The sequence below is a fragment of the Sporosarcina sp. Y1009 genome, assembly GCF_057669865.1.
In genome coordinates this window covers 262,615-278,589 of sequence record NZ_JBYHFO010000001.1, presented here as the reverse complement: position 1 = coordinate 278,589, position 15,975 = coordinate 262,615, and the positions used below count along the sequence as shown (strand labels likewise).

At 37.6% G+C, this 15,975-nt stretch carries 17 protein-coding genes; 8 read left to right on the top strand and 9 right to left on the bottom strand.

The window, feature by feature from the left end; all coding sequences use genetic code 11:
* Window positions 1-35: 35 nt before the first annotated feature.
* The 7 genes from AC25Y1_RS01445 to AC25Y1_RS01415 form a co-directional block, all read right to left on the bottom strand.
* Window positions 36-290, bottom strand: a complete 255-nt coding sequence (locus AC25Y1_RS01445) for a hypothetical protein (protein WP_488146379.1) — start codon at window positions 288-290, stop codon at window positions 36-38.
* A 529-nt stretch (window positions 291-819) separates the two neighbouring features.
* Window positions 820-1,131 carry a hypothetical protein gene (locus tag AC25Y1_RS01440; RefSeq protein WP_488146152.1) on the bottom strand — a complete coding sequence of 104 codons (312 nt, stop codon included), beginning with the start codon at window positions 1,129-1,131 and terminating at the stop codon, window positions 820-822.
* Window position 1,132: 1 nt separating this feature from the next.
* The gene (locus AC25Y1_RS01435) at window positions 1,133-2,545 is read right to left on the bottom strand and encodes a hypothetical protein (protein WP_488146151.1); all 1,413 of its coding nucleotides are present in this window, start codon (window positions 2,543-2,545) and stop codon (window positions 1,133-1,135) included.
* Window positions 2,505-3,248 (bottom strand): ABC transporter ATP-binding protein, encoded by a 744-nt coding sequence (locus AC25Y1_RS01430; RefSeq protein WP_488146150.1) that lies wholly within the window; start codon window positions 3,246-3,248, stop codon window positions 2,505-2,507. Before AC25Y1_RS01430 ends, AC25Y1_RS01435 begins: the two co-directional genes overlap by 41 nt.
* A 439-nt stretch (window positions 3,249-3,687) precedes the next feature.
* A complete protein-coding gene (locus AC25Y1_RS01425) occupies window positions 3,688-4,248 on the bottom strand; it encodes a DoxX family protein (protein ID WP_488146149.1) in 561 nt (186 codons plus the stop codon).
* Between the two features lie 34 nt (window positions 4,249-4,282).
* Complete coding sequence (locus AC25Y1_RS01420; RefSeq protein WP_488146148.1) at window positions 4,283-4,405, bottom strand: hypothetical protein; 123 nt, start codon at window positions 4,403-4,405, stop codon at window positions 4,283-4,285.
* A gap of 276 nt (window positions 4,406-4,681) precedes the next feature.
* Window positions 4,682-5,479: a TIGR00266 family protein gene (locus AC25Y1_RS01415; protein ID WP_488146147.1), complete on the bottom strand. Its 798-nt coding sequence runs from the start codon at window positions 5,477-5,479 to the stop codon at window positions 4,682-4,684.
* Window positions 5,480-5,684: 205 nt separating this feature from the next.
* Between AC25Y1_RS01415 and AC25Y1_RS01410 the strand changes: the two genes are divergently transcribed.
* Entirely contained in the window at window positions 5,685-6,023 is a 339-nt protein-coding gene (locus AC25Y1_RS01410; RefSeq protein ID WP_488146146.1) for a DUF378 domain-containing protein, read from the top strand.
* A 211-nt stretch (window positions 6,024-6,234) separates the two neighbouring features.
* Here AC25Y1_RS01410 and AC25Y1_RS01405 read toward each other — a convergent pair whose 3' ends face one another.
* Window positions 6,235-7,176 carry an urea transporter gene (locus AC25Y1_RS01405; RefSeq protein ID WP_488146145.1) on the bottom strand — a complete coding sequence of 314 codons (942 nt, stop codon included), beginning with the start codon at window positions 7,174-7,176 and terminating at the stop codon, window positions 6,235-6,237.
* A 362-nt stretch (window positions 7,177-7,538) separates the two neighbouring features.
* On the opposite strand from AC25Y1_RS01405, the gene AC25Y1_RS01400 reads away from it, so the two are divergent.
* The gene (locus AC25Y1_RS01400; RefSeq protein WP_488146144.1) at window positions 7,539-7,910 is read left to right on the top strand and encodes a VOC family protein; all 372 of its coding nucleotides are present in this window, start codon (window positions 7,539-7,541) and stop codon (window positions 7,908-7,910) included.
* Between the two features lie 72 nt (window positions 7,911-7,982).
* Here the strand turns inward: AC25Y1_RS01400 and AC25Y1_RS01395 are convergent, their stop codons facing one another.
* Complete coding sequence (locus AC25Y1_RS01395; protein WP_488146143.1) at window positions 7,983-9,083, bottom strand: CdaR family transcriptional regulator; 1,101 nt, start codon at window positions 9,081-9,083, stop codon at window positions 7,983-7,985.
* Between the two features lie 150 nt (window positions 9,084-9,233).
* Here AC25Y1_RS01395 and AC25Y1_RS01390 point away from each other — a divergent pair, with 150 nt between their 5' ends.
* The 6 genes from AC25Y1_RS01390 to AC25Y1_RS01365 all read left to right on the top strand — a co-directional run bounded on the left by AC25Y1_RS01390 (window position 9,234) and on the right by AC25Y1_RS01365 (window position 15,969).
* Window positions 9,234-10,397, top strand: coding sequence for a glycerate kinase (locus AC25Y1_RS01390; RefSeq protein ID WP_488146142.1), 1,164 nt, complete (start codon window positions 9,234-9,236; stop codon window positions 10,395-10,397).
* Window positions 10,394-11,524 (top strand): 2-keto-3-deoxygluconate permease, encoded by a 1,131-nt coding sequence (locus AC25Y1_RS01385; protein ID WP_488146141.1) that lies wholly within the window; start codon window positions 10,394-10,396, stop codon window positions 11,522-11,524. The genes AC25Y1_RS01390 and AC25Y1_RS01385 overlap by 4 nt, the downstream gene beginning before the upstream one ends.
* A 37-nt stretch (window positions 11,525-11,561) precedes the next feature.
* The gene (gene larA, locus AC25Y1_RS01380; protein WP_488146140.1) at window positions 11,562-12,824 is read left to right on the top strand and encodes a nickel-dependent lactate racemase; all 1,263 of its coding nucleotides are present in this window, start codon (window positions 11,562-11,564) and stop codon (window positions 12,822-12,824) included.
* A 25-nt stretch (window positions 12,825-12,849) separates the two neighbouring features.
* Window positions 12,850-13,683 (top strand): ATP-dependent sacrificial sulfur transferase LarE, encoded by an 834-nt coding sequence (gene larE, locus AC25Y1_RS01375; RefSeq protein WP_488146139.1) that lies wholly within the window; start codon window positions 12,850-12,852, stop codon window positions 13,681-13,683.
* Between the two features lie 375 nt (window positions 13,684-14,058).
* Window positions 14,059-15,072 (top strand): acyltransferase family protein, encoded by a 1,014-nt coding sequence (locus tag AC25Y1_RS01370; RefSeq protein WP_488146138.1) that lies wholly within the window; start codon window positions 14,059-14,061, stop codon window positions 15,070-15,072.
* Window positions 15,073-15,237: 165 nt separating this feature from the next.
* Window positions 15,238-15,969, top strand: coding sequence for a SurA N-terminal domain-containing protein (locus tag AC25Y1_RS01365; protein ID WP_488146137.1), 732 nt, complete (start codon window positions 15,238-15,240; stop codon window positions 15,967-15,969).
* The last annotated feature ends 6 nt before the right edge of the window (window positions 15,970-15,975 follow it).

Sequence of the window (15,975 nt, the reverse complement as noted above, 5' to 3'; positions counted from 1 at the left end):
TTGATTTAATTTTTAAGATTACTTCAGATAAAGCATCATTTACACTCTGCAAGAACACTTACTCCCCACTGTGACCATTTCCAATTACCTGTAAATCTGCCGCCTTTATAGACCAAACACCATATTGTTAAACCTGCAAAAATTGTAAATGCTAGGCCTAATAAAACTGCCAAAAATATTAAAAACCAAGCATCACTTCTAATCAATTGTTTTTCAAAATAGTTTACTGTGTTCATTTTCATTGTTTCAGCAAGAACCCAAAGACTAATTAAACTATTATTGATAGACATGGTCAAATTACTCACCTCCTTTCAAGTTGGGACTTAGCAGAGCTTTCATAATCATCTTCCCATCTCCGAATGGGGGAATGAGAAAGAGAATATGTAGAAGGAAAATATATGAGATAACCAACATGAGTTGAGAAGTTGCCGACACATACAAGACTAAACCAATCACAAAACATAGAGTAGGTCCTAATATAGCCATTATCATTATTTGAAAGTTACTGAGAGAGAAAAGGGGAATGATAGATATGCGCAAAAAATTGCTTTCAAAACAGACAGGGCCCTTTTTATTGAAAAATTTAAATGATAGCGTATGAAAATATTCATGTAGCATGAACGAAACTAACAACGATCCAAATAAGGCAAATTGTTGAAAAGATAATAGGGAAACATCAAATTTAATGAAAAATGGCAAAGGTAAAATTAGGCTTGTACACATTATGATCACCAAAGGCTTATTAAGCTTGAAAAATAGAATAGTGAAACTCAAGAAAGTGATGTCCTCAACATTTTTTGTGATTTTTTTCATAATTAGCTAAGTCCTGTTTTTCAGCTGAAGTTGTTTTTGTTTTAAAGCTTTATACATGATAAAAACAAACAAATAAAATAGGGTAAACACAACCACAGTAATAATTGCCGGATAAAAATTTTCAACTCCAAAATTCATCGTTGTAGAACCATCTGGCTGATCAGTAGAACTGAAAAATAAGGTGTCAAAGTAAATCGTTCTTTTTCCCGTATCCGCACCACCACTAAATAGCATATAAAGGAATGAACAAACAAGGATAATGAGCGTGGTGATGATCGCACCTAAAAATGCATTGAATCCTGAAGTTACTTTTTTCACTTTAAATTTCCTCCTTTATCTTATTTAAGCCCAGTATGCTGAAATAGACGATGACAATGAAAATAAAGAAAATGATTAGGATATTTTGAAAGTTTGACAGTTGAAGAATTCCTAATCCTAATAATAAAACAATAGAGATTGTGAAAATAATAATTAAACTAGTAATCACTGAAAACGGATTATCGTCATATGGCGGAAAGAGAATACCCATTAAGGTGAATAGAAAAACAGCAAGCAGTAAAGATGGAATTGCTAGTAGATCTACAGGTGTATTGAAAATAAGAATCGTTACCAAAGGCGGTATGGCAATGAGAAATATATAGAAAAATTGGCTACCCACAAGTAATAAATAATCTTTTAACACTGTATAATTTGTTTTCCACCATAGTTTTCTGACCGAGTTTGTATTGACGTATTGGTAAATTCCATTGAATGCAAGAGGGAATAATGAATACAAAATATACTCTTCCTTTTGATCAATGTATAAAAAGATAAAGATGACGTAGGAAACCCCTATATAACTTATCGTATCTTTCTTTCTAAGTATGCTGTAAACATAAGAGCCTAGCAGATTATTAAACGACTTTGAAATCTCAATTTTTAAATAATTCTGTACGGACATATAGCCCGTATCCGGAATTTTGATGATGAACAAACAAAGTAAAAGAAACAATAAAAGAAATAGCATTAAAACCGCCCAGAAACCAAATTGATCGAATAGCATAGGCCAGAAAGTTAATATGTGAAATTCAGGACCTTGCTCTCCCAAATATGTGGACACAATAGATTCTATTACAGAATTAGCTTCTTTATATAAAATGAAAAATAAACCACTGAAAAGAAAAATCGTAAAGATGTCTTTTAAGTAATTTAAATTCAAGAGGTTAAGAATAAATACGAGAATTTTGTCCATCAGTTGGAGTCCTAAATACGTAATGATGCTGGAGAAATAAATTGTACTAAATAATAAAAAGATAAATTGCATTCCGTGAACCAAGAGTAAGGCGAGTACAATAGCACTCGACAATAATGTTATCACTACAATAGAAATCAAAGTTTCAAAAATGAGCAAGGCAGTATTTCTTTCATTCATAGAAACGGGTAGGGTGGTCGTCATTTTCAGGAAGTTATTGGATTTCATAAAAAGGATTTTGACAAACAAAAAAATAATTAAGGTCCAAAACGAGATTGTCATGCCATATACTTTTAGAATGAGTTGAACTTCAAATTTAGTGTTGCCAATATCATTAAAGAACAAATAAACTAGAAAAGTGAACATACCAATGATCGCAGCTAATACAAATAGCAGTAGAAACCTAAAAGCTTTACTTTTTAAAGGTCCAATATTAAAAACTTTTCTTGTGAAATATAGGCTAATCAAATGAATTAAACTGGAAACCTGTGTTAATCTCATTTTTCACCTCCTCCAGATTCATCAGTTCTTTAAAATGTTCTGACAGAGATTTTTGAAGATTGCCGACTAAATCGTCAAGATAGACCTTCCCTTTGTATAATAGAATGACCCGATCACTGATTTCCTCCATTAAGGGGAGATCATGTGAACAAATGATGACTGTACCGCCATTGTTCACATAGGCGTCTAGTAAAACTTTAATGATTTCTTTCGCTTCAATATCAATACCGTTTAGCGTTTCATCTATGATCATGATTGGTGGATTTATAAGCAGTGCGTTTATTAACTGAAGTTTCTTCTGCATGCCATGAGAGTAAGATTCGACCATCTCAGTAAGCTTGTTATTCATATTAAGATGGGTAGAGATCAAATTTAGATTATCTACATCTATTTTCTGTTTATATAACTTAGCCATCAACATAATATATTCTTTTCCTGTTAAAAACTCCGGAACATAATTATCACTGGGTAGATAAACAATCTGGCTTTGTACAGACAGAGAAGTGTGGGGTGTGTCCTTAAATGTAATAGAACCATTTTGTAATTTTAGAAGATTGCATATTAACTTGATTAATGTCGTTTTTCCGGAACCATTTGAACCAGCAATAGCAACGAAATCTCCTCGTGTAATTTGGAGATTAATATCACTAAGAACTTCTTCTTTTTTATCGTATGAATGATTTAGGTTTTGGATAGATAGCATTGTCATCCTCCATTCATTAATAATCAATTAAGTAGTTTTAGACTTAAACTAGCCCTAATTCCTGTTAATAAGTAAAGTCTAGCACAATTATTTCACAATTGGGTCATTAGTTTTCGACACACTCTGACAACTAGGACTAAAGCCTAATTATTCGATTCCTACTTATAAAGATTAAAATTTAGTTTTCATTTCATATTAGTAGTCATTAATTGCGAATAGACTTAATTGTTCACTAGAAAGAATAATGGGTAGTCCGCATAGAGGGAATAGAATTGCAGACTGGATTTTGTCGAATGATTTTTGAAAATATTTCCAAGTACCTAATCAAGCAGCGTTTTTGAAGAAAAGTCGTCAGCGCATAGTCGTAAAGCATGAATCAAACAATAAATGCCCAAAATAAAAAGGTCAAGAAATCATGTCGATTTCTTGACCTTCTTCACTACTGTTTATTTTTTGTAGACCACGGCGTTCCTAAACGAGGCAATAGCCAACGATCGAGTCCGTACCAACCTGCAACTTTCCAAGCTAAGATTACGAGTATGGCAATCATGAACATAACGGGATTCGAACTCACAGTACCGGCCAATAAGAATGACATATTCATAAGTGCACCAAAGAAAGCAGCAATACCTGTTAAGAGTCCAACGATTAGGCCAAGTCCTATTAACACTTCACCCCAAGCGACCATGTAAGAAAAGGGAACTGCATTCGGAATCACAAGGTTTTCTAAAAACCATGCATACCAACCTGCAACTTCGCCTGCCTCAGCCTTGGCGAGGGCACCGCCCATAAATCCTTCAATTGCAACACCTGCATTAGCACCAGTCCATGCGTCAGAAGTAACTTTTCCAATTCCAGCTGTTAGCCAAGAATAACCAAGGTACAGTCTCAACACTAGCCAGATCCAAGCGGATGTTGTGTTAGAAAATAACCATCTTGATAATGGGTTTTCCTCAATAATTACATTTTTACCGAACTGAGATTTTCTTAATTCAACCATGTCATCACCTCATAATTTTTTTGTGTTGAATGCATTAATTTGTGTAAGATAATAAAGCATTTTGATTAAATTGTTGGAGGGCTAGTATTGCTTCATCTTGATCCTGGTATTCAAAGAATCTAACATTCATTTTCTCGAAAACTGTAATTACCCACATTTTGCATTCTTCCTTTCCTAATTTTTTGTTTGCTATATTTTTTAATGAATCCTTGCTTCTACTTTTGTTTCTGTCTAACTTAATTCTTATTTTACACCTTTTCTATATAGTAAATAGTAGTTTGTGAAATAATTCACAAAGCGTCCAAATTTTTTAGTCGAATTTGTGAATAATTTTGGTGATTGGTTTATTGTCGTGCTTGTTTTTTAGTTTGAGGTAAATACGAATAAAAGATGCTGTCCTTACAGACGTAAGGACAGCATCTTATCGTTTTAATTATTTTCCACCAAGCATGTTAAACAATCCACCTGCAATACTACCTTCATCGCGAGAACCGCCGCCCGGTGTTTGTGGTGCTGCTGCGAATACACGGCTGGCAAGTCTTGAAAACGGCAAGGATTGAATCCAAACTGTTCCAGGGCCGCGAAGTGTAGCAAAAAATAATCCTTCGCCGCCGAATAATGCTGTTTTCACGCCTTTTACCATTTCGATATTGTAGTCAATGTCATGCGTCATTGCCACAAGACATCCTGTATCAACACGTAAAGTTTCACCTGGCTGTAATTTTTTCTCAATAATCGTTCCACCTGCGTGGACGAATGTCATCCCATCGCCTTCGAGCTTTTGCATGATGAAACCCTCGCCACCGAAAAAACCTGTTCCAATTTTTCGCTGGAATTCGATACCGACTGAAACGCCTTTTGCGGCTGCGAGAAAAGCGTCTTTTTGACAAATAATTTTGCCATTGTACTGACTCAGATCCAACGGAATGATTTTTCCTGGATACGGCGATGCAAAGGATACATGTTTCTTTCCAGAGCCGTTATTTGTAAATGTCGTCATAAAAAGACTTTCCCCAGTGAGGACTCGTTTACCTGCTCCCATGAGTTTCCCCATGATTCCACTTCCAGAAGAACCGGATCCATCGCCGAATATGGTTTCCATTTCAATATTGTCTTCCATCATCATAAGGGCGCCTGCCTCTGCAATAACCGTTTCTTGTGGATCGAGCTCTACTTCAACGAACTGCATGTCATCCCCGTAAATTTTATAATCGATTTCGTGATTATTCATCGAATTCCTCCCAATTTAAGATAGTTGCTGCTTATTTATACGTGGACGAATAAAAAAAGTTTCACTGATATTTTATAGTTCCATCCGTATCACCATGTAAAAAATGCTTATAAAAGTTCTATGATGCATTAAAAATCATTTTTGGTAAAAGATAAGTCGAATTGTAACAACTTCAATTCGATTGCTAAACAAAGGAGGGTAATGCATGGGAATAATTCGAAGGATTGCTTTGGCGTTAGTTATCATTGGCGCGATTAACTGGGGCTTGATTGGGTTTTTCAATTTTGATTTAGTTGCATCAATTTTTGGAGGTCAAGATGCAGCTATGTCTAGGTTGATTTATGCGCTTGTTGGAATTAGTGGACTCATTAGTTTAGGGGTTTTACTTAAACCAGATGAGGAACCGGCTCCCACTTCAAATCGCCAGAAGTTCACAAATCCGAATTTAAATACCGAGCTAGGAGAAGAGCCGGACTTTTCCAAAGAAAGGGATTCTGCTGACAAGAAATCAGATCCTAACAACCATCAAGGTCCTTTAATGTAGTTGAGAGAGAAACAGCTGGTCTTTATCAACAAGTTTGCAGCCACGTTGGAACCTTTCCTCCAAGTGGCTGCTTTTTTTTCGCGTAATGTATTTATGCTCATTAAATAGGGGGAATATCACTTTAGATCAATATTCTAATTTATCGCACTAAATAAAACATTAGGGAACACCGACTATAAAATACTTTGTCGATATCCCCTTAGGATTATTATTATATTTTCGGAAAAAACTTTCTTAATGCAATAAATACCCATGAACATAAAATAAACGGGAATGTTAAAGCAGGTAAGCCAAGTGGATCGAGGAGTAATTCCAAACCTGCAGTGACGGGTACAGTTAACATTGCGGCGATAATGCCGGTAATGAGCGTTTTTTTAGATTTATGGTCAAAGACGAGACTAACAGCAATAATTGTCAATACGGCGTTATAATTATACAAACCTAAATTTAGCGAATGTGTATCAGCACCGATAAAATAAGCGGTTAACCAGGATGCGAAAGCTCCGATAATCGCGTAAAGCCCAAATCGCCATCCGACCCAAAATAATGCTAAAAGAATGAGCAGTCCAGTCCAAAGTGAGTCGATAACAAACACTTCGCCAATTCCTTTAATCATGCCAATGATTAATGTCGGCCTTCCTTCGACAGCTAAATTCCACATTGCGGGCGAGCTTATGACAAAGTCAGGATCCATATAAAGCTTGTCGACGCGATAGGCAATCAGAAGTCCTATCCATGTGATGATAACGAATGGAAAAGTCATGACAGGGATGTTCCACTTATCCAAAATTTTTGTCAGCACTTTCATACTTAATGCAGCAAGACCAGCAGCAAAGAGTGCGATAAACCACCGCTTATCTCCGTGGAGAAAAAGAATTGCTGCAATCCCACATAATACGGAATTGAAACCATAAATCCCATTGCTGATTAAAACTCGATCTCCACCACAGTATTTTCCAGTAATTGTACCCACCATTGAACTAAGAAAAGCCATCACACCGAGAACAGGTGAGTGCAAAAAAATTCCAATTAAAATTAAAAATCCGGAAAAAGCATTTCCCACTAATAACACTTGTGAAAAACCTTTTAATGAACTTGTTATCAATAAAATGAGGCTTCGGAAAAATTGTAAGTTTGCAGTTGCTTGGAGCAAATCATCATCTCCTGTGTGAAAGAAGTATTCTGGTATGTTAACACAGAAATCTATTTACTTAAACCCAATTACCCATATTGATAGTTTTCAGATAGATTACGCTGTTACGGTAAGTATGGAAATCTTTCCAGAATCCATGTCAAATTTGGGGCGACATACAAAAGGAGTTTAAAAGAAGCAGCTATTTACTACAATGGGTTTGATCGAAGAATAGGGCAGTCGATTAGTGAAAAAGTTCTTAATCCTTAAACTAATGACTTACTATGGATATAAAAAAATGGTAGTCTTGGGGTATACTCAGAGAACACGGCATTTTACGTCATGTTGCCAAGAATATCTACACTATAATAGGAGGGGAATTTATGAAACTAGGTGCTTTTTCAGTAAGTCTAAGTGTAAAAGATATCGAAAAATCAAAGGCGTTTTATGAAAAATTAGGATTTGAAGATTTGGGCGGGGACATTTCTCAGGGGTGGCTAATTCTGAAAAACGGAAGCACTGTGATTGGTCTATTTCAGGGAATGTTTGAAAAGAATATGCTCACGTTCAATCCAGGTTGGAATCAAAGTGCAGAGAATCTTGACGGATTTACTGATATACGGAAACTTCAAGCTGAACTAAAAGCTAAAGGCATTAAATTGACAACTGAAGTAGATGAAACAAGTGAAGGTCCAGGAAGCTTTACAATTGAGGATCCGGATGGTAATCCTATTCTTGTGGATCAACACAGATAACAGGTGGCAACTGAAAAATCGATAGAATAAAACAGAAGCTGTCAGAATGAATTTATTCTGACAGCTTCTGTTCTATGTTTTGTCCTCGGTCTTTTCCGCAATCCACAAAGCGACCTGTAAATTCAAAGCGTCATTAAACTTTCGGGGGTCATACCCTGTATCGCCTGTAATCTTGTTGAGTCGATAAATTAATGTATTTCGGTGCACATATAAAGCGTCAGCAGCTTTTTGGATATTCAGGCCATTGGCGAAAAAAGCATTAAGTGTTTTTGCTCTCACAGCGTTGTGGCCATCTTTAAATATCCGACTAGAAAAACGCTTTGATAATACTTCATCCAATTGATAGATTAAAGATTTGACTTCGATATTGGTAAAGGAAACCAGTTCTTGGCTATCCTCACTAATTTGTAAAGTAAGATCACAATCTAAATAAGACTGATTGAACTTTTCGAGTTTATGGAAAGGAAGGCTATAAGCCATTTTAAACACAATATCCGTCTTCTTCAATGTTTGATAGATACGGTCTACGCTATGATTCACCTCGTCTTTATCAAGTCTACAAAGCGTAATGAGGACCCGGTGTAGATTAATAAAACTCACAATCCCGTTTTGGTTGCCAATCGTGTGATCTAATTTTTTGATAAGTGCTTGATTGGACATCGAGCGTTCGGATATTTCTATCATGATTGTTAGATAAGGTGGGTTCATGTCAAATTCGAGTAAACTTAGGCCACGCTGAATTTGACTATAAGCAGGGTCGACTTTTAATAATTCTCCCACAATCATATCTTTCGTTTGTTGACGCCATTCCAATTGTGATGCGATAAATTCCTGTTTTATCATAAGTTCTGTTGTCATTTTCACAAGTTCTCCAACGTCTTTCACTTCATCTGGATCACCAGTAATGCCAATCACACCAATTGTTTCCTTTTGGAAAACAATCGGTAGATTCACACCAGGTTGGGCAACTTCCCAGGCTTTATCTTGCTCAGAATCGATAATGAGCGTAACGCCACTTCGAAGTACTTCAATAGCACCCTCATGCATGAGTCCGATTCTCGATTTATCTCTAGAGGCAATAATGATTCCATCAACATCCATAATATTTATATTTCTTTGCAGGCGCAGTGAAGTTTCCTGTACAATCTCATGTGCAATCTTAGTTGTTAGCATATTCACAGTAATCTACCTACCTTTTGGTTAAAGTAACTAATTATTAGTCTATTACACAGTCTATTTCTGTATTGTATAGCCATAGACAAATTACGTCAATATTCGTATGATTATATCAATACATTGAAAGCGCTTTCCTGGGAGGACATTATGAAGATTATTATTGCACCAGATTCATTTAAAGGCAGTTTAAATGCTGTTGAAGTAGCAAATGCCATAAATAAAGGGGTTAAAAAAGCTTATCCTCATGCAGAAACGCATTTACTTCCCGTAGCAGACGGCGGCGAAGGAACGATGGAAACACTGGTGGCTGCGACTAATGGAGAAATACGAGAAGTTATCGTTGTCGGGCCTTTGGGAAATAAGGTGAAAGCCGCATATGGCATTCTAGGTGATGGAGAAACATGTGTCATTGAAATGGCTAGTAGCTCCGGATTGGCACTTGTACCTGAAGGGAAACTAGCCCCGTTAGACGCAACAACATATGGTGCTGGGCAATTAATCAAACAAGCACTGGATGATGGGTTTTCATCGTTCATTATCGCATTAGGTGGTTCTGCGACAAATGACGGCGGCGCAGGAATGCTACAGGCGTTGGGTTTAAAGTTGTTAGATAAGGTCGGAGAAGAGGTTGGATACGGCGGGGGAAAACTAGCAGACATTGAAAAAATTGATACGCATAATTTTGATTTAAGAATAAAAGATAGTAAATTTCTGATTGCATCGGATGTACAAAATCCTTTAATTGGCTTAAATGGTGCTTCGCATATATTTGGACCACAAAAAGGCGCGTCTGCAAATGATGTGAAGGTTCTCGATGAAAACATGTCTCATTGGGCAAATCAGATCGCTACCTTAACCGGAATCTCTTTACATGATCTACCGGGAGCTGGGGCTGCTGGTGGCATTGGAGGCGCATTTCAAGCATTCTTTCCCGCGAAAATGGAGCGGGGTGTTGATGTTGTTTTAAAATATGTTAAATTTTACGGATATTTAAAAGACGCGGATTTGGTAATTACAGGTGAGGGGCAGGTTGATTATCAAACTGCTTCTGGGAAAACACCGCTTGGGGTTGCTCAGGCTGCAATGAGTGAAAATGTACCTTCAATTATTTTGGCGGGTGCGGTAGGTAAGGGTGTTGAAGTCCTTTATGAACACGGTGTAGTCAGCGTCCACAGCATCATTGATAAACCGATGACACTCAGTGAATCTATGGGCCAGACAGCAAGTTTGTTAGAAAAAAGCGCAGAACAAATTATTCGATCATACTTTTATGGTCGCATAAATGAACTAGAAGGAGGCAGATTGATTTGAAGATTAAAGCAACGATTGAAAAGGTTCCCGGTGGGTTAATGGTTGTTCCACTATTATTAGGTGCTACACTTAATACAATAGATCAATTACATATCCCAATCGTTATGAAAGCCCTCGAATTTCTAGGTGCGCCGCAAACAGAAGCGGGTTACTATGAATTTTTAAGAATTGGCGGATTTTCACAAGAATTATTCAAAGATAGTGCGCTTGTCCTTATCGCATTATTTCTATTTTGTGTAGGGAGTCAAATGAATCTAAAAGTTGGTGGACTCGCCTTGAAAAAAGGTTTTCTACTGACAAGTTCTAAATATTTGACGGGGCTTGCCGTAGGTGTGGCGTTCGGTATCTTCTTCGATCCATGGCATGGCATACTTGGTCTCTCGTCACTTGCGATCATCGCAGGAATGACCAACAGCAACAGTGGTATGTATGCTGCATTAACAGGTCAATATGGTAATCGGTCTGACGTCGGTGGGTTATCGATACTCGCGATTAATGATGGCCCTTTCTTAACGCTTTTGTCTTTGGGGATTCTTGGAACCGCTTTACCGATGATTGCGTTTATCGCTGTTTTATTGCCATTAGGCATTGGGATGATTTTAGGAAACTTAGATCCACAAATACGGGAGTTTTTAAAGCCTGGGGAGTCGTTAACTATACCGTTTTTTGCCTTTGCATTAGGGGCAGGTATGAACTTGGCAAGTTTTCTGAATCCGACTGTCGTCGCTGGTGGATTAGCACTTGCGGTTTTAACATTTGTTCTAACAGGTGGTGCGGGAATCCTAGTCTTTAAACTATTTAAGGAAAAGAGTTATATTGCGCCAATTGCTGAAGCTTCAACAGCTGGAAATGCCGCTGCAACACCAGCAGCAGTTGCTGCGGCAGCGTCTGTAGCAGTTGCTTCAGGTGCGATGACACCTGCAGAATTTGAAATGATACAAAACATTGTTCCGATTGCAACTGCACAAATTTCCATTTCAACAATTGCGACGACCTTACTTTGTCCGTTAGGTGTCATCTTGATGGACCGATACCAAAGGAAAAGAGGAATTGACGGAACGAAGGAGTATATTGTTGATCCACAGAAAAAAACTAAAGAAACGCTAGAAGAAACATTGAACAGTTAAATGATCGTAAATAATATTGAAAAAGGTGATTTTAACGATGAAGACAGAATTATTATATGGAAAAGAAGGGCTAGAATTAGAGTTACCCGACCAATCCTTTCTCATTGAACCAAAGAACTTGCCGAAATTGGCAGACGAAAAGGAATCTATTCGTCAAGCACTGCGTCAACCAATCGGTATGAAATCTTTAAAGGAATCCGTAAAATCGACAGATACCGTTTCTATTGTCATAAGTGACATTACGCGTCCAACACCGAACCATATTTTGGTTCCTCTACTCATAGAAGAACTAAATCACGTGCCACTAGAAAGCTTTGTGATCATCAATGGGACAGGTACACATCGAGATCAGACAAGAGAAGAATTCATCCAAATGCTTGGACCTTGGGTAGTCGATAATATTCGGATTATCAATAATGATTGTCATAACAAAGAGACGCTTGTAAATCTTGGTGAAAGTACATTTGGATGCGATGTCTATCTCAATAAGGATTATGTTGAATCTGATTTCCGCATAGTGACTGGCTTCATTGAACCTCACTTCTTTGCTGGATTTTCAGGTGGTCCAAAAGGCATCATGCCTGGTATCGCTGGAATCGAAACAATCATGACATTCCATAATGCCAGAATGATAGGAGACCCACTGTCTACATGGGGAAACATGGTCAATAATCCATTACAAGATATGACGCGTGAGATTAATGCAATGTGCAAACCGGATTTTATGTTAAATGTTACGTTGAATCGTGATAAGGAAATTACGGCAGTTTTTGCAGGAGAGCTTTACGAAGCGCATGATCAGGGATGCTCATTTACAAAAGAACACGCAATGTTTCGTTGTGAAGAGCGTTTTGACGTAGTGATTGCATCCAATTCTGGCTATCCATTAGACCAAAATCTTTATCAAGCAGTGAAAGGCATGAGTGCAGCGCATAAAATCGTTAAAGAAGGCGGTACCATTATCATGGCATCCGAGTGTTCAGATGGATTACCGGATCATGGGAATTATTCGAAAATATTTGATTTCGCTAAAACACCTCAAGAATTACTAGATTTGATTAATGACCCTGAGTTTAAAATGTTCGATCAGTGGCAAGTTCAAAAACAAGCGGTGATTCAAGTCTGGGCAGATGTTTATGTGTATTCCAAGTTAACAGATGAACAGGTTACTGGAGCGATGTTAAAAGTCTCCCATGATATTGAACAAACGATCGAAGAGTTAAAGAAAAAATACGGTGAAAATATGTCAATTGCCGTTTTACCATTAGGCCCTCTAACAATCCCTTTCGTAGAAGAATAAAATTAGAAAAAGCGAGGCGAACGTCATGAATGAAACGATGAATGAGAAGAATAAGCGACTAGGTGAAGTTTTGTCAGACATGGGCAGTGTAGTTGTTGCCTTTTCTGGCGGAGTCGATAGCACACTGGTACTTAAACGTGCACAACAAGAACTTGGTGATCAGGTCTTGGCTGTTGTTGTAGGATCGGAATTATTCCGTCAAGAGGAATTTGATCTAGCGGTAAAACTTGCTGAAGATATGGGGGTACGGGTTTTGAAAACTGAAATTAAGGAACTGCAAGATCCCGGTGTCGCAGCCAATAATCCTGATAGTTGGTATTATAGTAAGAAATTGCTGTATGCCCATTTAAATCAATTGGCAAAAGAGCAAGGCTTTAATTATGTGCTTGACGGCATGATTATGGATGACTTGGAGGATTTCCGACCGGGTCATATCGCAAGAACGGAAGCAGGCGTACGAAGTGTCTTACAAGAAGTTGGTTTATATAAAATAGAAGTACGTGCCTTGTCCAAAGAACTTGGGCTTGCGGTCTGGAATAAGCCTGCGTCCTGCAGCCTTGCTTCAAGAATCCCTTATGGTACAAAGCTCGATAAGCATAAAATTGAACAAGTCGACCAAGCAGAACAATTTATCATGAAGCTTGGAATTGAAACGGTACGCGTTCGTCACCACGGCAATGTGGCGCGAATTGAAGTGCCTATCAAGGATATGTCGAAACTCCTGAAACAGCATCATCAAATCCAATTGAAGTTAACGTCACTTGGTTTTACGTATGTATCATTGGATTTACTAGGCTATCGTACTGGAAGTATGAACGAAGTCTTGTCAACTGAAGAATTAGAGAGAGACATTAGTTAAACATATAGTCGATTCTTCAATAGCTGTATCAATTGTAAAAGCTTGCTAACAGTCATTTCACTGTAGCAAGCTTCTTTTCATTCTTTTGAAGAAATTTTATTAAAAATCACCGGCGATATGCCACATCGATTGCTTACCATTTAATTTGTTTGTTTCTCGCAGTACCTCCAATAAAAGGGTATATTTTTCCTCGATGAGCTTTTCTAATCCATAACTATCGTTGTCTTATCAAGCCTCAGTAAACTCTATTACATGCCGACTACAATAATTCAATTCAATTACAGCTATTACAACTGTATTAAACCGGTTGGAAAAGGTTTTCTTTTTGAATGAAAGAAGGTAAGTTGAAGTATGTAAAAGAAAAGGATGAGGAATTTGAAGAGAAACGCATATTTTGACAATGCAAAATTAGTGTTAATCTTTTTAGTCGTATTTGGACATATGATTCAGCCTTTCATAGACGGATCAAGCGGAATTAACACCTTATATATGTGGATCTATACATTTCATATGCCAGCTTTTATTTTTCTGGCAGGATTTTATGCGAAGGGTTCAGGAAATATAGCCTATATCGTCAAGCTAGCGAAGAAATTGTTGATCCCTTATTTGATCTTTCAACTACTTTATACGTTTTTTTATTTCTATATCGGAAAAGATGGATGGCAAACGGGTGTATTTCATCCACATTGGTCACTTTGGTTTTTATGTAGCTTGTTTAGTTGGCATATATTACTGGCGATCTTTAAAAAAGTTCCAGCTGTAATCAGTGTGTCTCTTGCGGTTTCTATCGGAATACTCGTTGGTTATTTTGGTGAAATTGGACATACTTTCAGTTTGTCGCGGACATTTGTTTTCTTTCCATTTTTCCTGGTGGGTTATTGGATGACGGAAGAACATGTCATGTGGTTAAAACAAAGAACTGTAAAACTTGTCTCACTAATTGTATTGCTAGCTGTAGGCGTAGCCATTTACTTTTCACCTGATTTTAATTCGGGCTGGTTATTGGCATCGAAATCCTACAGTGATTTAGATATGGCCACATTCGGTGGAATTGCCCGGTTGCTCGTTTATATAACGTCAGCGGTCATGGCAATGAGTATACTTGCATGGATTCCACAACAGAACAGTAGGATTACTCATTTTGGCACACGGACCTTGTATGTCTATTTACTTCATGGTTTTCTGATTCAATTATTCCGCCGGGCAGATGTTTTCGAGGTGAATGGCATTTTAGATTTACTTGGCATTGCGCTATTATCTGTGTTGATTATCCTTCTATTGTCTACTAAGCCTGTGCAACTCATTTGGCAACCGTTAATTGAATGTAGGATGACAATTATTAAAAAAGCATATGAGCGTACAACAGATCGATTGCACCATAAAACGTAGCACTAATTCTTATGATAACCCGGTTTGTGAAAGTGGTTATGTGACAGCACGGCAACAATTTGAAGTTATTGAGGGTTATGGGTTTAAAAATCCACATAACTTCGTTAAAATGCAAGTTAGGCTCAAGTAGTAAATGAGTTTTAGATTTGAAAGGGGTTCACACAAATGAAGTTTAAAAAAGTATTGATAGCAGGTGCACTTGCATTAGGTTTAGCAGCTTGCAGTGATGATGATAAAGCATCAGATGCGGCGCCAGCACCAGAAGAAGCGGTATCACAGGAAGAGATGCAAGCAAAATTAGCTGAACAGCAAGTTGAGAATGACAAGGTTGTGGCCGTTGTAAATGATGAGGATCTTGTAGGAGAGCAGTATAATGCTGTCTTGTCATCAATCCAAAGTCAATTACAGGAAATGGGTCAGGATCCAACAAGTAAAGAAGTCGTAGAAAATATAAAAGCACAAACGCTCGATACAATAGTGAACCAGGCATTGATTTTACAAAAGGCGAACGAGGCTGAGATTACTGCAACTGAGGCGGAAATTGATGAATCCTATGCAACCTTTGCTGAAAGCTTCGGCGATGAGGAAACAATGAAAGAAGCGCTGAAAAAGGAAAATATGGAAGTAGAAACGATTCGAGAAAAACTTGCAGAATCAATTATATTTAAAAAGTATCAAGATAAAATGATCCCAGTTGAAGAAGTTACTGAAGCGGAAATTGAAGAATATTATGATTTAGTCGCTGCTCAGGCAAAGGAAAGTGAGCAGGAATTGCCGCCAATTGAGGATATAAGCGAAGAAATCAAAAGAATTATGGAGCAAGAACAACAACAAAAATTACTCGGCACACATGTCGAAGAGTTAAGAGCAGATGCGAAGATTGACTTGAAAATCTAGGTAAAC